16 protein-coding genes and 1 tRNA gene are annotated in these 21,296 nt (G+C 46.5%); 9 read left to right on the top strand and 8 right to left on the bottom strand.

The window, feature by feature from the left end; all coding sequences use genetic code 11:
- Position 1: 1 nt before the first annotated feature.
- The 4 genes from Q5691_RS16100 to smc form a co-directional block, all read right to left on the bottom strand.
- On the bottom strand, positions 2-2,233 hold the full coding sequence (locus Q5691_RS16100; protein WP_333345602.1) for a hypothetical protein: 2,232 nt from the start codon (positions 2,231-2,233) through the stop codon (positions 2-4).
- 81 nt (positions 2,234-2,314) lie between these two features.
- Positions 2,315-3,340, bottom strand: coding sequence for an SGNH/GDSL hydrolase family protein (locus Q5691_RS16095; protein WP_333345600.1), 1,026 nt, complete (start codon positions 3,338-3,340; stop codon positions 2,315-2,317).
- 327 nt (positions 3,341-3,667) lie between these two features.
- Entirely contained in the window at positions 3,668-4,690 is a 1,023-nt protein-coding gene (locus Q5691_RS16090; RefSeq protein WP_333213942.1) for a PRC-barrel domain-containing protein, read from the bottom strand.
- 68 nt (positions 4,691-4,758) lie between these two features.
- Complete coding sequence (gene smc, locus Q5691_RS16085) at positions 4,759-8,763, bottom strand: chromosome segregation protein SMC (RefSeq protein ID WP_333345598.1); 4,005 nt, start codon at positions 8,761-8,763, stop codon at positions 4,759-4,761.
- A 365-nt stretch (positions 8,764-9,128) separates the two neighbouring features.
- On the opposite strand from smc, the gene murA reads away from it, so the two are divergent.
- The 7 genes from murA (at position 9,129) to Q5691_RS16050 (ending at position 15,682) form a co-directional block, all read left to right on the top strand.
- The gene (gene murA, locus Q5691_RS16080) at positions 9,129-10,544 is read left to right on the top strand and encodes a UDP-N-acetylglucosamine 1-carboxyvinyltransferase (RefSeq protein ID WP_333345596.1); all 1,416 of its coding nucleotides are present in this window, start codon (positions 9,129-9,131) and stop codon (positions 10,542-10,544) included.
- 172 nt (positions 10,545-10,716) lie between these two features.
- A complete protein-coding gene (locus tag Q5691_RS16075) occupies positions 10,717-11,586 on the top strand; it encodes a M48 family metallopeptidase (RefSeq protein WP_333310896.1) in 870 nt (289 codons plus the stop codon).
- A tRNA-Leu gene (locus tag Q5691_RS16070) sits at positions 11,565-11,646 on the top strand. Before Q5691_RS16075 ends, Q5691_RS16070 begins: the two co-directional genes overlap by 22 nt.
- The gene (locus Q5691_RS16065; protein WP_333345594.1) at positions 11,620-11,823 is read left to right on the top strand and encodes a hypothetical protein; all 204 of its coding nucleotides are present in this window, start codon (positions 11,620-11,622) and stop codon (positions 11,821-11,823) included. The genes Q5691_RS16070 and Q5691_RS16065 overlap by 27 nt, the downstream gene beginning before the upstream one ends.
- Positions 11,824-11,838: 15 nt before the next feature.
- On the top strand, positions 11,839-12,714 hold the full coding sequence (locus Q5691_RS16060) for a DMT family transporter (protein WP_333310900.1): 876 nt from the start codon (positions 11,839-11,841) through the stop codon (positions 12,712-12,714).
- 352 nt (positions 12,715-13,066) lie between these two features.
- Positions 13,067-14,740: a methyltransferase domain-containing protein gene (locus tag Q5691_RS16055; RefSeq protein ID WP_333345593.1), complete on the top strand. Its 1,674-nt coding sequence runs from the start codon at positions 13,067-13,069 to the stop codon at positions 14,738-14,740.
- Positions 14,741-14,815: 75 nt separating this feature from the next.
- Positions 14,816-15,682 carry a calcium-binding protein gene (locus Q5691_RS16050; RefSeq protein WP_333215435.1) on the top strand — a complete coding sequence of 289 codons (867 nt, stop codon included), beginning with the start codon at positions 14,816-14,818 and terminating at the stop codon, positions 15,680-15,682.
- Between the two features lie 116 nt (positions 15,683-15,798).
- Here the strand turns inward: Q5691_RS16050 and Q5691_RS16045 are convergent, their stop codons facing one another.
- The 3 genes from Q5691_RS16045 to Q5691_RS16035 form a co-directional block, all read right to left on the bottom strand.
- Positions 15,799-16,602, bottom strand: coding sequence for an MOSC domain-containing protein (locus Q5691_RS16045; RefSeq protein WP_333345591.1), 804 nt, complete (start codon positions 16,600-16,602; stop codon positions 15,799-15,801).
- Between the two features lie 118 nt (positions 16,603-16,720).
- On the bottom strand, positions 16,721-17,020 hold the full coding sequence (locus tag Q5691_RS16040; protein ID WP_333215431.1) for a putative quinol monooxygenase: 300 nt from the start codon (positions 17,018-17,020) through the stop codon (positions 16,721-16,723).
- Between the two features lie 410 nt (positions 17,021-17,430).
- On the bottom strand, positions 17,431-18,108 hold the full coding sequence (locus Q5691_RS16035) for a hypothetical protein (RefSeq protein ID WP_333215429.1): 678 nt from the start codon (positions 18,106-18,108) through the stop codon (positions 17,431-17,433).
- 266 nt (positions 18,109-18,374) lie between these two features.
- On the opposite strand from Q5691_RS16035, the gene Q5691_RS16030 reads away from it, so the two are divergent.
- The gene (locus Q5691_RS16030; RefSeq protein WP_333215427.1) at positions 18,375-18,854 is read left to right on the top strand and encodes a hypothetical protein; all 480 of its coding nucleotides are present in this window, start codon (positions 18,375-18,377) and stop codon (positions 18,852-18,854) included.
- A gap of 118 nt (positions 18,855-18,972) precedes the next feature.
- Here Q5691_RS16030 and Q5691_RS16025 read toward each other — a convergent pair whose 3' ends face one another.
- Positions 18,973-19,476, bottom strand: a complete 504-nt coding sequence (locus tag Q5691_RS16025; protein ID WP_333081266.1) for a hypothetical protein — start codon at positions 19,474-19,476, stop codon at positions 18,973-18,975.
- 445 nt (positions 19,477-19,921) lie between these two features.
- On the opposite strand from Q5691_RS16025, the gene aroA reads away from it, so the two are divergent.
- Positions 19,922-21,277 (top strand): 3-phosphoshikimate 1-carboxyvinyltransferase, encoded by a 1,356-nt coding sequence (gene aroA / locus Q5691_RS16020; protein ID WP_333215425.1) that lies wholly within the window; start codon positions 19,922-19,924, stop codon positions 21,275-21,277.
- The last annotated feature ends 19 nt before the right edge of the window (positions 21,278-21,296 follow it).

The raw sequence follows: 21,296 nt of genomic DNA, 5'->3' as shown, positions 1-21,296 counted from the left end.
TTTACCTACTGACAGCCAAATTGTTAATCTCCAGTCGGCATTGGTTTGATAAATCCTGTTTGCTGCTACTCAATACCTCAAGCAGCAGATAAATGGTATTTTTGCCCTCAACTAATAGATTTAAACCGATCGCACTTTTTTGACTATAAGCCATCTCTGCTGAGTCTACTAATTTACCTTCCTTGTCCCACAAAGTCAAGCGCAGGGTAACTCCCGGACATTGTTTGTTAGGTAAATTGAGTTTGCCAGTAACTTTCACTTTGTCTGAGATGGAACCTAAATATAGGAAAGATGTATCGATTTTCTGGCTGTTTTTAATTGGATGAGTTACAATCTTATATAGGTTATCCGATTCTTGACTGACTGAATAATTAGCACTTGTGTAGATTGATTGATGCAAACTAATCCAATCTAACTGCGTGCCTGGTCGATCGACTATTTGCCGCTGCATCGCCTCCAGAGTCCTAACTGCCGTTGCTGTATCAGTCGGCCGAACCCTCCGGTAAACGCTGACAGTCACGCCGTTTTCTAGCTTAAACTGTTCCGGTAGCAATTGGAAATCGCGGGCAATTTCCCAGTTTTGAGTAAAGGCATCGTACACAACTTTAACAACATCTTGTTCGTGCGATCGCAAAACTTGTTCGTCAGTCGGTAACACCTGCTGAAAAGGTGTAGCAACCACCGCATATTGTGACTGCAACAACTCCGGTAGCGGGTAAGTATCGCGCGAGTCAATTTGCGGCCTCCCGATTGTATTTAATTTCCACCAACCCTCCGGCGGGTTTAATTTTCGGTTAGCTTGTCTGAGGATATTAGCATTAAAACTGTTAGAAGCACCGGCAATATAAATTGGTTCTTCATTGGGTGCTAATTTTCGCAGAAACTCTACTAATTTTACAACTTCGTCGTAGTCCGATCGCACTAACGGCGGAAAATTACCCACAAACAGTCTTGGCAAATCAATTTTGAGAGGAATTAACCCGACTGCGGCATTCACAACCAGGTACAAACCCGCTGCGCCCACCATGAAATACCGGACTTTTCCTTTGAGTGTCAGCCAAGTTGTCCAGAAAAATGTGGATAGTCCCAAAAGTGCGATCGGTGTAAGATGAATTGTATAGTGCAAGTAGCCGTAACGCAACACTAACAGCCATTCAATCAGCGACAAAACCCCAAACAACGAAACAAAAATAGCCGCCGCCGGAACCAGGATTCGAGTCAGAATTCCCGCAGAAAAACCAATCAGTACCAGCAGCCAAGTTCCCAACCCGTAAAAATCCGCATAACGAGTTAAAATATCATTTACAGACAAACTCCAAGCGACATACAAATTGCGGTAGTCAACCGTCAGAGCACTGCGAGTAAAATCTCCCGCTACCAACATTAAAATAGTCAAGCTAGTTGCAGCTATCAAACCTAATTTGATGCCGGATTCAAACAATTTTTTCCAACCTTTGTTTTGAATACTTTGAAATAGCAATCCTAAATGACTTGTGGGATGGGCTTCTAGCCCGTCCCGGCTAAAAGCCTGAACCATGTTGATAACTGCTTTGGGATTGCTATACTGTACAATAAACTCGATGAAAGCCTGTAAACTCGCTGCACCAAAAAATGCGATCGCACTATAAGCAAAATGGCGCCGCAACAGAATAGCCGCCGCCAGCAAAAACCCAATTAACGGGATTTTCCACCAAGATTTCAGCTTAACATCCTGCAAATAAACCCAAATTGCCAAGGCTACAAACACACAGCCACCAGTATCCAGATATCCCCGCAGAGTCGGTATCCAACTCATCGGAATTAATAAACTCAGCAGCACAGTAGACCAAAACACCCGGCGGGAATAAACTGGAATTAGCTTTACAGAAATTGCCCCCACCAACAGGCGAAACGGCAGCACATAAATTAGGGATACGCTGAGAATGTAACTCAGCCGAGACTCGCCAAATAAGAGAATAAACGGCACTAACGGCAGAGAAATTAACAGGTTTTTTTCCTTAGATAGCGATTCTATAACTCCGCGCCATGCTTTATCTGGCGAGTCTCGAAATAAATTTGCCGTGTTGACTGTAGCGGTATTGTATCCCGCGTAATCCCACCAATAAAAAGTATGTTCGCTGGATACATAGATTGATGTTACTGTAACTGTTATAAGAACAAGTAAAAACAGGAAAAAACCATCAATTATAAATTTACGAGGCAATTTAAAAGAAACAACATCAAATAATCCCATCAGTCTAGCAACCCTAAATAACTTCTAAACTTCCTCTTTCCCTCTTCCTTCGCGCCCTTTGCGCCTTCGCGGTTCGTTAACTTACTTTAAAACACTACCTTGCAAAAAAAACTCCAACTTTTCTGCATATTGCCGATTTGCGATCGCACTTGGATGAAGGTCATGAGGTAAATTATTATTGGCAGGTATTTTCAAATCAACCGAAATATCCGCCGTAGCAATTCCTTCCTGACTTAACTCCTTCAACATTTTAGCAGAACCCGCATTAATTCCTGCCACAACTAACTTAACACCATTAGCCTCAGCCACACGGTTGAATTCTTCAATAATTACCTTAGAAACCTCATGGCTTCTATACAATCCCTCTTCAAATTGATTGTAATTAACCTCCAAAAAATGGCTTAATGCAGAAACCCGCATCAGGGGGAACTCGCGATATTCAAGTTTTGCCATGCTGTAGGTAAAATTATTTTCTCCATTCAGCCTAGCATCGGGCTGAAATAGAATACCGAGTTTATTCCAAGCAGCCATTTGCTTTCTTCTCGCCCTTAATAAAGTATTGCGACGGTCATGAAATCCCGCATAAGCAATCACCGCAATTTCGGGTTTATTTCCTTGTTTGAGTGCTTCTTTGAATTGAATAAAGGAGTGAAGCGTGCCGTAGCCGTTAACGCCAAAATTAACTATTTCATATTTGGGTAATTTCTCTTGCAGCAACCAAGCATAAGTTTCGCTGTCATTCAATGACCAACCGTAGGTAAAAGAACAGCCCAATATCCAAATTTCAGGTTTCTTTGAGGATGGATTATAAGTATTGAGTGGATGTGTAATTCTTAAACTATTATTGAGGTGAGTCGCATTAAATGAGTAATTGCCATTAAGTGTCACCTTGAATTTACCGGGCAAATGCTTGTAGCCTAGTTCCGAGTCTTTGGTAAAAAAGTTACCTTTTGGTTCGACCGCAACATCAACATTTTCGATTTGCCAGGGTTTGTATCCCGCAACTCGCAAGACCATTTCAGCCGTGGTGGTGGATAAAAAAATTGGAAAAATTAGATATGTTATTAATCTGAAAGCAACATTTTTAGCAAAGTCTTTTTCGCTCATTAACATAATATGAAACGTCAGCCAAAGTATACTAAACTGCCATGCCAGTATTATCTAGTTCATGGATCTAATTTAATTAGATTGAGCGCACCAATATCAGCAACGGGCAAGATGCCCGTTCCACAAGAAAATCTACTTTTTGTGGAACGGGCATCTTGCATGTTAAGCGAGAATAGTGCCACATCTCAGTTTAAACTCACATCTTGCACCAATATCAGCAACGGGCTAGAAGCCCGTTCCACAAAAAATAAACTTGATTGTGGAACGGGCATCTTGCCCGTTCTTAAGAAGAGTGCAAAATATTGGTTTGAGCTAATTGATTAATTCCTAATAACCAGGCTCCTCCTCATACTCAGGAGTCTTAGTTTTCTCAGGGATATTAACCCTAGGAGCCTGGTAAGGCTTCGGTGCCTCATCGTCAGCCCAAGCATCAGCCTCCACATCATCCTCGTACTCGTACTCCACCACCGGCTGCTTCGGGCGAGAAATCTCAGCGCGAGTGTATTGCGGCTTCTCCTCGTACTCCTCCTCTTCGTAATCGTCCTCCTCGCCGCCCCAATTATCCTCTTCGTAATCCTCGTAATCCTCGATGGGCTGCTGTACCTGCACCGCGCGCATCTGCGGCTGGCGAACCGCAGACCGATTCCACTCTAAATCCTCGTCCCAAGGAACTTCCTCCACCGCAGGCGCAGCTACCCGGCTCCGCATTTCCGGTGCAGGTATCCGCACGCCCGGGCCCAATTGATTTCCCGTAGCCACGGGTTTCGGATAATAACCTGCCTCGTCCTCTTCTCGTTCCCAAGGTGCTTGGCCCAAACCAACGCGCTCCAGCAAACCCACACTAAGCTGCCTGAGCCTTTCCTCGGAACCTTCAAACACAATCAAGCGATTCGGGCCACTGCTGACAATTTCTTCAATCCCCAACTCGTAAGTGCTGAGAACTTGGTCGGGGATTTGGGGGATTCCCAGGGAAGCGATAATTATAGAAACTAACTTACCGTCTTCGGGGTCGAACCTAAAGCCCCGCACCCTACCTAAAAGTTCGCCGGTTTCGGTAATAACTTCGCTGTTAATCAAAATGCTGTAGACTTCAACATCAACATCGTCTTCGATCGCGCTCTCATCTTCCACCAACAGCACGTCGCCGATTTCACTGACATTGCTGAGGAACATAAACTTCGGCATTCCAGCGACCGCGAATATATTATCACGCAGACCGATCGCCACAACTTCCCGCCGGTCAATGTCCACCCACAATTGACTAACCACCCCCAAGCGTTTACCTCTGTCGCGGGTGATGACTTGAGTGCCTAGAATATCGGAGCGTTGGCAGATTTGTTCGGATGTCATTCTAACTTTAATCCTGATTTATTAAGTACATATATCACTCAACACGAGCGTTAACATAAACTCCGGGACTACAACTTCAGTCCGATGACTTGAGTATAAGCTCCCCGTGCTTGAGTAACGCCAATTGTACGCTCAGCCGATTGAATCATAGGTCGCCGCAAACTCACAACAATAAACTGGGCTTGTTCAGACTGTCGTTTTATCATTCTAGCTAATCGCTCCACATTTGCCCCATCCAGAAACATATCCACTTCATCAAAAGCGTAGAACGTAGACGGGCGGTAGCGTTGCAGCGCAAAAATAAAACTCAGCGCCGTCAAGGACTTTTCGCCTCCCGACATGGAAGCCAGCCGCTGTACGGGTTTGCCCTTCGGGTGTGCCACCAAATTCAAGCCACTGCTGAAGGGGTCTTCCTGGTCATCTAGCTGGAGATAGCCATCGCCTTCGGAAAGTTCCGCAAAGATAGTCTGGAAGTTCTCGTTAACCGCGTCGAAAGCTTCTTTAAAAGCGCGCCGCCTGAGTGTGGTAAAGTTTTCGATTCTCAACAGCAGTTCAGTGCGTTCTCCTTCCAATGTCGTCAATTTTTGACTTAATTCTTGAAGGCGTTCTTGAGTGCGGTTGTACTCTTCCAAGGCTAGCATATTGACAGGTTCTAAAGCTTGAATGCGTTTGGCGATCGCCTTTACTTCCTGCTGCAATTCCGTCAAATTGGCTTTCTCGACATTTTCAGGAATCGACGGCACGGGATCGGGCATTTCCGCCCGCTGCGCTTCCAATAGAGTGCGGATTGCGCTCAATTGTTCCCGGCGTTCTTGTTGGGTTTCGTGGAGTTTTTGCAACTGCCATTGTAACTGCTGTTTGGCTAAATGCTGTTCTCGCAGTTGAGATTCCGCGCGATCGCGCTCTCCCTTCTGCACGCCCAATTTTTCCTCAATTTCCCCCAAAGCCGCCTTAGCTTCCGCAATTTGCCGATCGAGTTCTAACTGCTGCGAAACAATGCGATCGATCGCATCCGCCCCCGCGTTTTGCTGCACTTGCCATTCCTGCAACTTCTCACTGCCTTCCTTAATTTTGTCTTCCAAACGCCCAAATTGATTTTCCAAGTCTACAAGGCGCTGCTGGACGTTTCTCAGAGCCAATTCTCGCTCTTGCAGTTGCGCTTCTAGAGCGCGCAAACTCGATTGCATTTGCTGCCATTCGCTGTGACTGTTCGACTCTTCCAACTGCGCCAAAGTTTGGCGGTACTGCTGCAATTGAGTTTCCTGTGCGGGCAATTCTCGTTCCAGCAACTGCAATCTCGATCGCGAATTAGTTAATTCCTGTGTATTTTTCGCAATTTGCGATCGCACTTGTTCCTGTTGCGCTTGCAAATTCTTAATTTCTGAATCCAACTGTTCCAAGCGCAACTGATGTTCGCGCAAATTCTGTTTTGCTTCCATCAATTCTTGGCTGCGAGTTTTGACTGCAACAGACGCGCGATCGATCGCAATTTTGCACCGTTCCAAAATCCGCTCAATTTCCTCCAACCTTTCTTGCAGAGATGCGATCGTCCGCGCTTCACTAGCAGCCTCACTAGCCTCAACCGTGCCAAAATGCAAGGTAGATCTGTTACTAGAACTTCCCCCAGTCATCGCCCCGCTAGTTTCCAAAATTTCCCCGTCCAAAGTGACAATCCGGTACTGTCCCAAATAGCGGCGGGCGTCACTGAGGTTGCTAAACACAACCGTACTGCCAAAAACGTAAGCAAAAATCTCCTGATACCGCGAATCGCAGTCAATCAAATTAACAGCCGCATCCACAAACCCAGCCGCGCGCCGCAAATTTTCATTCACCGAATACCTGCCGCCCCTAATCTTATTCAAAGGCAAAAACGTCATCCTTCCCGCCCGTTTTTGTTTCAACAATTCGATCGCAGCAGCAGCCACGCTGTCATCTTCCACCACCATATTTCCCATGCGCCCGCCCGCCGCAATTTCCAGCGCCAACTGATAGCGCGGTTCTACCCTGCCGAGTTGAGCCACCAAGCCGCAAACTCCGCCAATTCCGCTTTGCACGACAATTTTTGCAGTAAATGTTCCCGTCGCTTCTTGCAGTGCTTGAAACTGCACTTCTAGTTTGTCTAATTTGCGCTGTCTTTCCCGCTGTTCTTCCAACAAACGAGTTTGAGTTTCCTGTTGCAGTTGCAATTCTTGTTCGGCTTCGACTAAAATCTGATTCAGCGATTCTACTTGCAAAGATGCCACACCTTTGGTTTCCCCAAGGCGGGATTGCTGCTCTTTTTTCGCGGCAATTTCCTGTTCCAATACTTGCAACGATTGGTTTTGTTCTTGAATTTGACTTTGCAGGCGATCGGCTCTTTCGCCAATGGTAGCTTGTTCTGTACGCTGCGGTTCCAAAGTTTGTTGAATTGTTTCGATTTGGCGGTGCAGTTCCGTTTGCTGCTGCACCCAAACTTCGGCCGTCGAGGCGATCGCATTGGCAACTTCCCGACTTTCATCTAAACTTTGCTGGGCTGCATCTCGCTGTTCCTGCAAATTTCCTATTTGAGACTTAACATAAGATATTTCAATCTCAATTTGCTCCCAACTTTGCCGGAATTGGCGAACCTCTTCCTCGGTTTGTGCTATATTAGCCGCCATCTGCCCAGCAGTTTTTTCCAAATCCTGTTTGCGGTTTTGCAGTTGCCGCCTTTCCGCTTCCTGAGTGGCAATCGTCGCTTGCAAAGCCAACAATTCCGACTCTCCCAAAGCTTTAACGCGGGCATTCAGCGCGTCAAGTTCCGCCGTTGCTTCTTGAATTTGGGTGCTAATTGCTTGCAGTTGTTCCGTGAGAGATGCAGAAGTGCGATCGCCCGCTTCGATTTGTTCGCGCAGTTTCCATTCTTGCTTTTGCAACTGGCGGAATTTCAGCACAATTTCCCACTGTGACTTTTCTTGAAATTCCGCCCGCAATTTTTGATATTTTTCCGCTTTTGTGCGATCGGAAGCAAGTCTATCGCGCTGAGAAATCAGCTCTTTTTCTACAATACTGCTGCGTTCTTCCACCTCTTTAACTTCATCCAACTTCTGCCTAGCTAAAGAGATTTTGCGATCGAACTGAGCCACCCCAGCCAATTCGTCAATGATTTCTCTGCGTTCCTTAGAATTCATCGAAATAATGCTGGTAACGTCTCCTTGTAGCACGACGTTATAGCCTTCGGGATAAATTCGCAAGCGGTTGAGTTGTTCGTGAAGTTGAGTCAGCGTGCAAGGTTGACCGTTAATGTAATAAGTTGAAGTGTAAGTACCTTGGCGAGTTACCCGAAGTTTGCGCGTCACACTCCACTCATCCGGTTTTGGATTTTGGATTTTGGATTTTTTATTAGTAGCGAGTAGTTGTCCGTTGTTGTCTTGAGTTGCTGCGATTTCAATCTCTTCTACGTCTTCAACAGATAACTCATCCGATTTTGGATTTTGGATTTTGGATTTTCGATTGACAGGAGATGATTGTCCGTTGTTGTCTTGAGTTGCGGTAATTTCTATCCCTTCGACTTCTTCAACAGATAGAGGCGATTCTTGATTGAGAGGAGATGATTGTCCGTTGTTGTCTTGAGTTTCGGCAGTTTCTATCCCTTCGACTTCCTCTGCTTCAACAGATAACTCATCCGATTTTGGATTTTGGATTTTGGATTTTCGATTGGCAGATGATTGTCCGTTGTTGTCTTGAGTTTCGACAATTTCTATCCCTTCGACTTCCTTTGCTGCAACAGATAACTCATCTGCTGCATTTTCATCCTCATCTTCATCCCGCGCGAACCATTCCTCCCCCACATCTTCCAGCGCAAAAGTCGCAGTCACACTAGCTTCGATCGTACCGCGTTTGTTTTGGGCGCTATTCACCAAATCCGGCAAACGTTCAGCCCGCATTCCCTTAGAACTCGAAAGTCCGAGACAAAACAGCAAAGCGTCGAGGATGTTGGACTTCCCAGAACCGTTGGGCCCGGAAACCACAGTAAAACCGGGCAGCACGGGAATGGCCGTCGTGCCGCCAAAAGATTTAAAGTTAGTCAGTTCGATCCGTTTAATGTGAACCATATGCTAGGAGTAGCTTTGGCTCTAGGTTGTTGTCACAGGGTAGCACAGGCAATGGGGCGATCGACAATGTGTTAACTTTCTGGCATTGTCGATCGAACCGATATCTTACACCTTTGTCAACAACCGGGTCCGCTTTTACTTAAAAAGATCGTTGACAAAGTTACAACATCTGAGATCCGAGCGAGCGCTACAAATGAACGTAAATTTTGATACAGATAACTTCATGAGACTAGATGGACAATATTTGTGCGGGTAAACCTGAAAGCCTTGCCCCGACTGAAGGTTGGCAAATATAATGCCAAGAATTCCTAATGTTACCCCTAGACATATAAAAACTTTCCGGTAAAATCGAACCAAAATTAATAATGTATAAAGTAACGAAGCGCATTATGGAGGGCAAACCCATTACACCAGCTCAGAACTCATCTAACCTGCCAGCTTCACCTGAAAGCGACGAACAAGTATTGCAAATTTGGGGCCGCCAGCCCCTTAAAGGACACGTCAAAATCAGCGGCGCCAAAAACTCGGCCTTAGTCGTCATGGCAGGAGCCTTGCTCTGCCCAGAGGATTGCCGCCTCCGCAACGTTCCCGGTCTAGTCGATGTCGCCCGGATGGGGCAAATTCTCTCGGCTGTAGGAGTCAAATTACAGCAGAATGGGGACGTTTTAGACATCAACGCCAGCAACCTCATAGACGCTCAAGCCCCCTACGAATTAGTCAGCCAACTGCGGGCGAGCTTCTTCATCATCGGCCCGCTGCTAGCGCGTTTAGGATTTGCCAAAGTACCCTTGCCCGGTGGGTGCGCCATCGGTGCCCGACCCGTTGAACTCCACGTTCGTGGTCTGCAAGCCCTCGGTGCCGAAGTCCACATCGACCACGGCACGGTTCACGCTTACGTCAAAGGGCCAAATCGCCGCCTGAAAGGAGCCAAAATTTATTTGGACTACCCCAGCGTCGGCGCAACAGAAACTTTGATGATGGCGGCGACTCTGGCTGAAGGAGAAACCGTGATTGAAAATGCAGCTCAAGAGCCGGAAGTCGCAGATTTGGCGAATTTCTGCCGCGCCATGGGAGCAAAAATTCAAGGCGCCGGCACGAATACGATCGTCATTTCGGGAGTTCCTAAGCTGCACGCGGTAGACTATTCAATTATTCCCGATCGCATTGAAGCCGGGACATTTTTAGTAGCCGGAGCCATCACTCACTCGGAAATCAGTTTGTCGCCGATAATTCCCGACCACCTGACCGCAGTCATTGCCAAATTAAAGACAATTGGGGCGAAAATTATTGCAGAATCCCCCGACATTTTGCGGATAGTTCCCGGCCAAACTCACTCGGCCACAGACATCGAAACTCTGCCTTATCCCGGTTTCCCCACAGATATGCAAGCTCAGTTTATGGCTTTGCTGACGCTGAGCGAAGGGGACAGCTTGATCAAAGAAACCGTGTTTGAGAACCGCTTGCGCCACGTAGCAGAGCTCAACCGCATGGGCGCGGACATTCGCCTTAAAGGCAATGTAGCGATTGTGCGCGGAGTGTCGCGGCTGTCGGGTGCGCCGGTAGTGGCAACAGATTTGCGGGCTTCGGCGGCGTTAGTGTTAGCGGGACTTGCAGCCGATGGTGTCACCACTATCAGCAGCTTGCAGCACTTAGACCGCGGCTATGAGCAGTTAGAGGTGAAACTGCAAAAATTGGGAGCTAACTTGCGGCGGGTCAAAGAGGGTACAGACCCGGCGACTGCTGAGGCTCCTGTCAATCCCGTGCGATCGGGTTTAAAGTAGTCAGTAGTCAGTTGGCAGTAGTCAGTTGGCAGTGGTAGTGTGTCAAACCCTTTTTGCGTCAGTCTTGTGTTTCTTCGTTAGCAATTCTTCGCTAGTCATTAAGATGAATGACAACTACCAACTACCAACCGCCAACTGCCAACTGACAACTGACAACTGACTAATAACTAAAATGTCGAACATACCGCTCATTGGTTTGAAAGCAGACCAGTTTCGCCACCCGCTAGACTTGGAAGCTACCAGCACTCTCAAACAACTGCCCGGCCTGGATTTGATCGTGCGGCAGTTGCTGGGACAACTTGGCGAACAGTTTTTTATGCTGGAAAATCTGGCTTCCAGCGTCCAAGTCGGCGAAAATCAATTGCCGCACCTGCATCAATTGCTAGTGGATGCCTGCAAAACTCTGGATTTGGAGGTGCCGCAGCTTTATGTCCGCCAGCATCCGATGCCAAATGCTTACACCTTTGCGATGCGGGGAAAACAGCCTTTTGTGGTGATGCACACTTCTCTGATTGATTTGCTCACAGACGAGGAAGTTAAGGCAGTAATTGCTCATGAGTTGGGGCATTTGAAGTGCGAGCACGGAGTTTACCTGACTCTGGCTAATTTAATTGTGTTGGCCGCCGGCCAAATTTCGCCTGTGGGAGCCGTGCTGGCGCAGGGTTTGCAGGCACAAATGTTGGAATGGTTGCGGTGTGCGGAATTTACGTGCGATCGCGCCGCCTTGCTCGCGACTCAAGACCCAAGAGTGGTAGCATCACTGTTGATGAAACTGGCCGGAGGTTCGCCGACTTTAGCTCCCAAACTGAATGTCGATGCGTTTTTGGCGCAGGCGCGATCCTACGACGACCTCAGCAGCACTCAACTGGGAGATATGCTCAAACAAGCTCAGACGGCTCAGTTGTCCCATCCTGTACCAGTATTGCGCGCCAGAGAGATCGATCGCTGGGCAAGTTCAAAAGATTATGAATCTTTGCTTGCAGGAAATCGATCGGTGTGTTATGATGGTGAAACGAAAAAGGGCGGGTGGCGAAATTGGTAGACGCATCAGACTCAAAATCTGACACCGAAAGGTATGAGAGTTCGATTCTCTCCCCGCCCACTGCTAGAAAAGCTTAATAAATTTAGGGTTCCAGATGATAAGTCTGGAACCCTAAATTTATATTGGGCATCGGGCATTGGGCATCGGGCATCGGGCATCGGGCATCGGGCATCGGGCATCGGGCATCGGGCATCGGGCATCGGGAATTGGTCACAACAGTCAACAGTCAACCGTTAACAGTCAACAAATTTTATGGGTGAAATAGCCGCTTTAGGCGCTGCATTTGTCTGGGCTCTATCTTCCACCATCTGGCAGCGAGTAGGACAGCAAATCCCAGCAGTGGTGCTAAACTTGCTCAAAGGTGCGATCGCCCTTTTCATGCTCCTTGCCACTGTACTAATTTTAGGAAAATCTTTACCCGCAATCAACCCTAATATTTTAGCAATGCTGCTGATTAGCGGCGGCCTAGGAATTGGCATCGGAGACACCGCTTTCTTTATCGTATTAAAATATTTAGGCGCGAGGCGAACGCTGCTTTTAGAAACCCTATCTCCCCCTTTAACAGCTTTATTGGGCTTAATATTTTTGCAAGAAAAATTATCGCCCATTGCTTGTACTGGCATTCTTTTAACAATCTGCGGCGTAGCTTGGGTAATTGCCGAACGAACAGCCGAAACAACCTTATCATCAAAACATCTTTGGCAGGGATTAGGTATTAGTTTATTAGGACAAACATCCCACGCCGTTGGAGCAATTTTATCCCGCGCCGCCTTCACTCAAATAGATATTGATCCCCTGTGGACGGCGGCCTTGCGTTTGAGCGGTGGTATGGCAGCCATGCTGTGCTTTTTGAAGCCAACAAACCTTGACAGTTTCAAACAATTAAAATCCTCCAAAATATTAGCTGCCATAATTATGGCAGCTTTTTTAGGAACCTATCTCGGAATTTTCCTGCAACAGACTTCGCTGAAATATGCACCCGCAGCAATCGCTCAAACACTCAGTTCTACCAGTCCCCTATTTATACTGCCTTTAGCCGTGCTGGCGGGCGAAAAAGTCAGCATTCGGGCTGTTTTGGGGGTAGTTGGTGCGATCGGCGGAATCGCCTTATTATTAGGTTTGAAGTGATGAGATGGGAGACAGAAGTGTTGGGGCTTGCTAAAAAATAAAAAAATAGGCGGTTTCGTACTTACTGTCCTTAAATATTAGTTTAAGTATCCAAAAACGGGTCTTCCATACTTAGTATGCTCAAATATAGCAATCCTTGTAGGATTGGTGAATAAGATTTAAAGGAAACGCTCTTAACCCAGACCAAGAGAATAGAAAAGAAAAAAAGTTCGCAAGTGAGAATTTAAGGCTTGACAAATGTGCCGATCGCCATTGTATACTGGCATCGCAATGCTAACCTTCGGCTGGTTGTCTGTCGGCATGGGTTGCTCTGTTTTATTTTACGATCAACTAATCAGGAATTTTAGACAAAGTGATCGATCGCGCCAACCACGACTTCTTGAAGCTGCTACCGCCGGATGCTAAAGTCATTGTTGAAATTGGCTGCGGTACGGGATCGACGGGCGAACAGTACAAGCTGATCAATCCCCATTGTCAGTATATTGGCATTGAATGCGATCGAGAAAAAGCTAAAATAGCAGTCGATCGGCTAAACTGGGTGACGGTAGCCGATATTGAAGAAATTGCCCTCGAAAGTCTCGACATCGCCCCAGGAACCGTGGATTGTTTGGTTTTTGGTGACTTGCTACCCTACCTCAAAAATCCCTGGGAAGTCCTCAAGCAGTACAGTGTTTTGCTGAATCCAGAGGGGCAAATTCTCGCTAGAATCCCTAATGTTCAATACTGGCGGCGGATTGTCAATCTGTTGCGGGGACAGTGGGAGAATCCCGACAACAAGATGCAGCACTGGTTTACCCTAGAAAGTATTAAATCACTATTTGCTCAAGCCGGATTGCAGGTTTACGAATTCCAAGGAAAGGGACACAAAACCGAAAATTTTGTCCACTTTCAGGAATTACTGCATCCAATGGTAAAGGCTTTAGAGCTAACATCGAGCAGTTTTGCTACGGAAACCGGTGCTGAACATTATATCGTGCGATCGACCAAATCTACCGCACCTGCGCGCAGACTGCTGATTCAGACTATCATTATGGCTCCTACAGGGTGCGATCGTGTGCGAGTTTTGGAACCGGACAAATTTAGCGCTACAATTCCCGGTGTCCGCACCGTATCCGGCGTGAAAACAGCAGGATTAATTCCCCCCCTGCCGGAAGAAGAAAAAGTCTTCATTTGGCAGCGGACAATTATGCAATATCCCGGCTATATTCCTCAACTCAAAGAACTGTTGCAACAAGGCTATTTAATAGTAGCTGAAATTGACGACAATCCCATCCGTCGCCGCGAATACGCCGACAATAACTACCTTAGCTATCGCGGCTGTCACTGCGTGCAAACTTCTACGGAACCGCTAGCAAAAATTTTGCGGTCTTACAATCACAATGTTGCTGTATTTCCCAATCAATTAGCCTATTTACCCCCGCCACGAATTTATTCGGCAGAAGATACAGTCACAATTTTTTTTGGTGCACTCAACCGCGAAAAAGATTGGCAGCCGATTATGGCAGCGCTAAATCGAGTTTTAGTCGCACACAAGCACCGGATTAAAGTTAAAGTAATCCACGACCGCAGATTTTTTGAATCCTTGAAAATACAGCAAAAAGAATTTGAACCATTTTGCAGTTACGAACGGTATCAAGAAATAATGTACAGTTGCGATATAGCTTTGCTGCCGCTCGTTTCCAACCCGGTTAACGAAACGAAATCCGACTTAAAGTTTATTGAATGTGCAGCGCGGGGAGTAGCGGTGCTGGCGAGTCCCACTGTTTACGAACATTCGATTGTCGAAGGTGAAACCGGATTGATTTATAGATATGAAAAAGAGTTTGAAACCAAACTAAATTCGCTGATTTCAGACACTTCTATGCGCCGGAAAATAGCCGCGAATGCTTACGAATGGGTGCGGGACAACCGCTTGCTGCGTGGGCACTACCGGCAGCGGCGAGATTGGTACTTACAAATGCGGGACGAGTTGCCACGTTTAAATTCTGAGTTGCGCGATCGCCTGCCGGAGTTATTTGGTGACTAAGTGCGGTAAGATTTATAGGGTTATTGTGCGATCGTTCTGTTTTATTGTTTAATTTCTAATTGTTACTCCACACCAATGCGAATTCTATTCACTATTGCTCACTTTTACAATCCCAGCGGCGACGGGAAACACGCTTCCCAGCGAAATGATCCGCAGCCCCGACTAAATGCTTTAACCGCTTGCGTGACATCGCTGCAAGCCTTGTACGGCAAATCTCAGTCCATGATTGACATTAGCGAATGTGCAACTATCCCAGCAAATCAATCTCAACAGCACGAAATTGACATTGTTGTTTGCACTACTCAAGGTTATCATCTGTTGCCTCAACTGCCAGTGCAGCCCAGATGTTTTATGCACCACGCTACTAAATGCGAACCGCTGCTGTTGGGGTTTGAGTGTCAAGCAGTTTTGCGAGCGTGCCTTAACAAATACGATTATTTCTGTTATTTGGAAGATGATTTAGTTCTGCATGATCCGTGGTTTTTTAGTAAATTAAAGTGGTTTACGCATCACGGAGGAAATGGGAATTTGCTGCAACCTAATCGCTATGAAATAGCGCCTAAAGGCGCGGTTTTTAAAGCATATGTTGATGGTGATTTAGCAGACTCAGCGACTTCTCCGTTTCAAAATGTAGAGGAGCAGCGGCAGTTAATGGGAAAAATCATGGAACAAACAGTCGCTTTTGAGCGGGCTTTGAATCCTCATTCCGGCTGCTATTTTTTGAATGCGGAACAAATGGCACATTGGGCTAAGCAGTCTCATTTTTTGGATAGAGATACTAGCTTTATCGGCCCGCTAGAAAGTGCCGCGACTTTAGGAATTATGCGGACTTTTAGAGTTTACAAGTCAACTCCTTCCTATGCTAACTTTTTGGAGATTCAACATTTTGGAACGAGTTTTCTGAATTTAATTGGTAATAAGGTGAGGGTGCCGGAAGCATAAGGAGTCGCTAGCTTGGGGCGGGTTTTGTGTTAATATTGTCTCCTGTTGGTTCGGATTGTGGACTAGGGCACGCCTCTAAAGGCTTCGGATATATAACAACGCATCAACTGATTATTCTAGGGATGCAAAACATCGCCAATTTTAACTGTGCCGCTGTTAATAATTTTGGCTAAAACTCCAGTTTGCGCGTGACCGAATTCCTGTTGCAGTAAACTGAGTAAGGAAATATCCCGATCGCCTGTTTCTGGATTCACTTCTATATTGACACAGCGACCGATTCGTGCTGTAACTTCTATGCGCGCCGTTCCTAATTGAAACTGTTTTCCGATCAACTCAAATTCTGACCAAGCTGCCATACCTTCTAGCACAATGTTCGGGCGAAATCGGCCCACGTCAATGTTTTGAACAGCAATTTCCGTTAATTGGTCTAATGTGGCTTGACTGAGTAAAGAAATGTGTACTGGTTCTCGATCGGGATAACGAGTTTCGCCACTGGTGTCGCCGACTAAGTGCAAAGGTGCAAACTGCGGGTGTCTCGCTTCTTTTGTGGGTTCAATTGCGGCTAGATATTCTGTGAAAAAACTGCCGATGCGATCGCGCCCCGCTGCTGTGTTTGTTTCTGCGGATAACACTGCAACTCCTTCACGCTTGACTGTTAAAACGGCCGTTTCCGGTTGATAATCACATTCTAAAGCTGCTAACAAAGGCCAATCGTTTTGGACAGCAAAATTTTTTTTGCTCATCCAAGGGACATTTTGGGCGGGCATCTTTGCAGCTTCCAGATTATCTGCAAACATTAAGGCAAAAGCTCGATCGCCCTTAATTCCGTGTCCTGCTGTTAAAGCAAACTCCGACATTTCTTGCGGTGTCAGCCCTTTAATGGGATAAATAAATAACTGTTTTATTGTTGCTAATGTCATAAAAATTTCCCAAGTTAGTAAAATTTTAACTTTCACTCTTGTCCCCCCCCTTACTCAGGAGGGCTAGGGGGGTCGAAGCTAATTCAAAAACCTTAATCAAATTGCTATAAAAACCCGATTAAGCTAGCAATTCATAGCGACGGATATCTGGAGGCCCAACGGCCAAACCGTCTAATTTCTGTACGGCGTCTTGAATGTGAGTTGAACCGAGATGTAGTTCGAGCAAATCTGCACTTTCCCACTCTTCAACAAACGTAAAATCTGTGGGGTCGGCTTGATTTTGCAGGAGCTCGTATTTGATGCAGCCTTTTTCTTTGCGAGTTGGTTCTATAACGCTCAGCAGCAGAGATTTAAGTTCTGCTACTTTGTCGGGAAACGCGACGAGGCGGGCGACTACTCGCAAGGTTGTTTTGGACATAGGAGAAAAAAGTCAGAGATAGGACGATCGAATTTACCGATTTTTATTTGGCAAACTCAACAATACATGATTTTACTTAAAGTAACCTAAACAGGTCGATCGGTCAATCGATTTTAGATTTTAGATTTTAGATTTTAGATTTTAGATTTTAGATTTGAAGCATTGACCCCACGGATAAATTCGGGGGGCAAGTTTCATCGGATACAGTTTTTTTATTTCTCGGTCCTGAGTCTGCGAAGGAATGAATCCGGGGGCGTGTATCCTGGATGCTTTCAGTCAACCGCAGTAAAATCAGTCCAACACGCGCTCAAGTCTCAGAAACCCGGTTTGTTGCCAAATTATTCGTTACCAACTGCAGAGCATCGTATAAACCGGGTTTCTTGAGATATTTTGGCAAATACCGGAGGCACTCAATCTTTGGGATAAAATCGCTTGTTTTCTGTAGAATATTCCCAGGCGAGATCCTCCGGGTCTTTTTCGCGACTCCACTGAGCAAACTCCGGCTTAAGTTTCCACTTGCCGATCGTAGTTGCGTGAACTTTGAACCTGCGGGAGAGTTCCGTCTGGGTAAAAGAGATTTTGGGCTTTTGAGGAGTCTTGGTTGAAGCTATGGGGAATAAATTTGGTTTTTTATCTTGTGCTTTTTCCCGATTTGTGGGAGGCTCTTGAACAGCTATTCCCGCATTAGCTGTTTCGCTTTGATTGACAGGTGGAGCTATTTGAAAATAATACAAAATTCCGCCTTGTTCCGTCACTTCAAAATCTGCGGCAAACTCAGAAGCTCGTTCGTCGAGATACTCTTGAACCTTTTCGCCGGGGAGTTTCGCATTCATCGCCAAATCCAAAGCCGTAACTCGCCCTTGATTTTCCTTGATCAACTTATAGAAAACCGAGTCTAAATGAGCGAGTTTATGTTTTTGCTGCTGGTGGTAGAGTTTGTAAGCCCAAGCAATGCCCGCAGTGGTGGCGATCGCCCAAAACATCCTTCCCGACTCGAAACTGGCAACCGCCGTCAAGGAAATAGGCAAAAGCAGGGTAAGATATCCCCAAATGCTTCCCTTCTTTAGGTTATTGCTGTTTTTGACCATAGTTCCTAAACAGGTACGTAGTTTAGCTTAGTAGAGCGTGTCTGAATGTCGCGAAAGTTTTTCGACAGTCGATATATCGATCGGCCCGCTGACACACCCAAAAACGGATACTGTGCCGCGTACACTCGCCTTGTGGACAATCCCTAATTTTAGACCAAAGTTCCAGCTCCTTTGATTCAATGTCGCAAGTAAATCGAAAATCGAAAATCGAGTGACGCACTCTACGACAAAATCCCAGAATCTACTTTTTTTGCAACCGAGGGTTCATGTACTTTTTTCGCAAACAGATTGCCATCCTGTTGATAGTTGTTGCTTGCTGTACGCTGACGATTAGTTGCAGCGATAGCCGAGCTGTCCAGTGTACTAAATTTACTGAAATTGTCAACAAAGGCAACGCTCTCCTTGAGGTTGATAAAGACAGCAACGATGCTGCAACGACCGACAATTTAGCTAAAAATTTGAACCTGATAGCGAATGAACTTGAGGATCTGCGAATAACAGATTCAACCCTCAAAGAAATTCAGCAGCCATCGGTTAAATCATTCCAGGAAATTAGTCAAGCACTCGGCGACATAAGCAAAAGTCTTCAGGCTGGAAATCTCGCTTCTACAAGTATAGAAGGTCGAGAGCAAATCCAAACCGCTCAAGCAGATATTATTAGAGCCGGCCAACAGGCGAATCAAGCAGCCGCAAATCAAGACGCTTTGACTAGCAAACTGATTAATTATTGTAAGGGCGATCGCTAAAGGCTAAGAGTTTTGATTTGCGAGATGGCCACGCAAACTCCAACAACGCACAGCGGGTGAATGAATTTGAGGAATGCGTCGCCTTCACCTACTATCTACCCCTTTGCAATTACCCAATTTAGTGATGAATTTCTAGATTCAAAATATAGCGACCGAGTTGTACTTTCTCCGACCACAACTCGTATTCTAACCGCAAGTGATCCGGTTCCGGCTTTCCTGTCAGCGTCAAGTTGCGAGTGAAGTTGCGGAGTCGCAACTGTTCGGGAGTGGCCAGCGATTCGCCCTGAAGCCAATAACGGCTCAGGCCGTACATTCCTCGTTCCCAGCAGTGGCGGTAACTGTATTTGCCGTTTCCTTGCATGGTCATAATGACTCGATAAGGGGAAACTTCTAGCCAGAGCAACCGGGGTTTTGTAGTTGGGGGTAAGATTGTAACTTGCTCGGCAGATGCGTCGGAGTCGTCAGAAAATTGGCGATCGAGGATGGCTGGTTCGTGCAACAACAAGTGAAAGCGATCGCGGTCTTTTTGATAAAGCGTACCAGCGGTTTCAACAACTGACCACAATGGTAAATCTGTGGATACCAGCGATAAACTTACAGGCTTGCGGTGATGCGTCAGCATAAACAAAAGTGTAGGAGTTGTTGTGGATCGGGGGGTTTGAGATTTGAGATTTTAAGCTTTAGATTTTAGATTTTAGATTAGCTGGGTTCCAAATTCCGGAGCTTTTGCTTAAAAAAATGAAAAATCTACAACTGGCAATCGAAAATCGAAAATTGTTTAGTCACAATTCAATCATCTGGTCGATAACTCACAGCAGGAGATGAAATCTAAGCATATACACGGATAATATTTGTGAAATTAATGTGAAATTAAAGTGAAATCCGTGCCGTTGCCTCCGCACTCCTGTGTCCTCGATAACTGACAGCAGAGTCTCTGGGCGAGTTTAATCAGGCTTTAAGTTAACCGGACACATTGGGAAAAAACCCGCAGGCCGTACAAAAGACGACTGACTTAGGACTGAGAAAAAGGTAGGATAGCTAACGCCATCCAATCCTAGTTTATCTCAATGCAAGCTGACATTATAACTACTACGCTTCTTGACAAAAGCCAAACTTTAAGCATTCAAAAACCGACCTCGGGCTTGTCGCTGGTGGGGAGGATTCGAGTTCCGGGCGATAAGTCAATTTCTCACCGAGCTTTGATGTTGGGTGCGATCGCCCAAGGTGAAACTACTATTGAGGGACTACTCCTAGGGGAAGACCCCCGCAGCACGGCTAAATGTTTCTCGCTCCTGGGAGCCAAAGTTTCTGAACTCAACGCGGAACGGGTGACAGTCACGGGCGTCGGAATTGGCGAGTTAGAGGAGCCTGTAGAAGTCTTGGACGCTGGCAATTCCGGCACAACGATGCGGCTAATGTTGGGAATTTTAGCGTCTCATCCGGGGCGTTTTTTTGCGGTAACGGGTGACAGTTCTCTGCGATCGCGCCCGATGTCGCGCGTCATTAAACCGCTGCAACTTATGGGATCGCAAATTTGGGGTCGAAAAAGTAATTCTTTAGCTCCCTTAGCGATACTCGGACAGCAGTTAAAACCAATTCACTACCATTCTCCGATCGCCTCGGCTCAAGTTAAATCTTGCATTTTGCTCGCCGGTTTGATGGCGGAGGGAGAAACTACAGTCACAGAACCCGCTCTGTCGCGGGATCACAGCGAACGGATGCTGCGAGCGTTTGGAGCCCAATTGAGCGTCGATCCAGAAACTTGTAGCGTGACAGTTACTGGGCCGACACAACTGCAAGGGCAGAATGTGATTGTACCGGGAGATATTAGTTCGGCGGCATTTTGGCTAGTTGCAGGGGCGATCGTCCCGGGTTCGGAACTCGTAGTCGAAAATGTCGGCGTCAACCCAACTCGTACAGGCATTTTGGAAGCTTTGGAAATGATGGGGGCCGATATTGAACTGCAAAATCAGCGAGAGGCCGCCGGAGAACCTGTAGCGGATATTTTGGTTCGCAGTTCCGGCCAATTGCGGGGATGCACCATTGCGGGCGACTTAATTCCCCGACTGATTGACGAAATCCCGATTTTGGCAGTAGCGGCGATCTTTGCGTCGGGTACTACAATAATTCGAGATGCGGCCGAGTTGCGAGTCAAAGAGAGCGATCGGCTGGCCGTGACCGCTGCCGAACTCAACCGCATGGGAGCCCAAATTTCCGAGTTACCTGACGGTTTAGAAATTACCGGGGGAACTCCTTTGACTGGTGCGGATGTTGACAGCTACACCGACCACAGAATAGCGATGAGTTTGGCGATCGCAGCCCTCAACGCCACAGGTATTACTAACATTCACCGGGCAGAAGCTGCTGCCATTTCCTACCCCGACTTTACCGCCACTTTGCAACAAGTTTGCCATCCAAATTGAGAGCGGGAGAGTGGGAGAG

The sequence above is a fragment of the Microcoleus sp. w1-18aA5 genome (assembly GCF_036701705.1).
Lineage (GTDB): Bacteria > Cyanobacteriota > Cyanobacteriia > Cyanobacteriales > Microcoleaceae > Microcoleus.
This window is presented reverse-complemented; position numbering and strand designations above follow the sequence as displayed.

Excerpts from the sequence above, each read along its gene's own strand:
- Q5691_RS16100 (WP_333345602.1), bottom strand. The coding sequence starts at position 2,233 with ATGGGATTATTTGATGTTGTTTCTTTTAAATTGCCTCGTAAATTTATA.
- Q5691_RS16095 (WP_333345600.1), bottom strand. The coding sequence starts at position 3,340 with ATGAGCGAAAAAGACTTTGCTAAAAATGTTGCTTTCAGATTAATAACA.
- Q5691_RS16090 (WP_333213942.1), bottom strand. The coding sequence starts at position 4,690 with ATGACATCCGAACAAATCTGCCAACGCTCCGATATTCTAGGCACTCAA.
- smc (WP_333345598.1), bottom strand. The coding sequence starts at position 8,763 with ATGGTTCACATTAAACGGATCGAACTGACTAACTTTAAATCTTTTGGC.
- murA (WP_333345596.1), top strand. The coding sequence starts at position 9,129 with ATGTATAAAGTAACGAAGCGCATTATGGAGGGCAAACCCATTACACCA.
- Q5691_RS16075 (WP_333310896.1), top strand. The coding sequence starts at position 10,717 with ATGTCGAACATACCGCTCATTGGTTTGAAAGCAGACCAGTTTCGCCAC.
- Q5691_RS16065 (WP_333345594.1), top strand. The coding sequence starts at position 11,620 with ATGAGAGTTCGATTCTCTCCCCGCCCACTGCTAGAAAAGCTTAATAAA.
- Q5691_RS16060 (WP_333310900.1), top strand. The coding sequence starts at position 11,839 with ATGGGTGAAATAGCCGCTTTAGGCGCTGCATTTGTCTGGGCTCTATCT.
- Q5691_RS16050 (WP_333215435.1), top strand. The coding sequence starts at position 14,816 with ATGCGAATTCTATTCACTATTGCTCACTTTTACAATCCCAGCGGCGAC.
- Q5691_RS16045 (WP_333345591.1), bottom strand. The coding sequence starts at position 16,602 with ATGACATTAGCAACAATAAAACAGTTATTTATTTATCCCATTAAAGGG.
- Q5691_RS16040 (WP_333215431.1), bottom strand. The coding sequence starts at position 17,020 with ATGTCCAAAACAACCTTGCGAGTAGTCGCCCGCCTCGTCGCGTTTCCC.
- Q5691_RS16035 (WP_333215429.1), bottom strand. The coding sequence starts at position 18,108 with ATGGTCAAAAACAGCAATAACCTAAAGAAGGGAAGCATTTGGGGATAT.
- Q5691_RS16030 (WP_333215427.1), top strand. The coding sequence starts at position 18,375 with ATGTACTTTTTTCGCAAACAGATTGCCATCCTGTTGATAGTTGTTGCT.
- Q5691_RS16025 (WP_333081266.1), bottom strand. The coding sequence starts at position 19,476 with ATGCTGACGCATCACCGCAAGCCTGTAAGTTTATCGCTGGTATCCACA.
- aroA (WP_333215425.1), top strand. The coding sequence starts at position 19,922 with ATGCAAGCTGACATTATAACTACTACGCTTCTTGACAAAAGCCAAACT.